Genomic DNA, 310 nt, shown 5'->3' with positions numbered 1-310 from the left:
TTCCATAAGAGGCTTCGCCTTTAAAGCATTTACTGAAATGTGCTCTACCAAACTCACAAACTGGAATTGGCATACTATCTACGACTCTTATATTATTGGAATAAGATTGAATAAACAAGGAAATATACTCTCTTATTTCATTGATTACAGAATGTAAATTTCRTTTAGTTCTATTAAATCTAGTTCTATCTCCTAACTTTGGAAATAAATTTGAATATTCTCTACTTAATAAACTGAAAAATGCTTTTTCTGAATCTATAGTTAGAAGTTCACCAACTATACTTATAGTTATTATTTCGCTATCGCAAAA

At 28.5% G+C, this 310-nt stretch carries 1 pseudogene; it reads right to left on the bottom strand.

What is annotated here, in order from left to right:
• Nucleotides 1-310 (bottom strand): annotated as a pseudogene (locus G3997_RS00960) (IS982 family transposase); the annotation flags it as partial.

This window comes from Romboutsia sp. 13368, from assembly GCF_018336475.1.
Lineage (GTDB): Bacteria > Bacillota > Clostridia > Peptostreptococcales > Peptostreptococcaceae > Romboutsia.
This window is presented reverse-complemented; position numbering and strand designations above follow the sequence as displayed.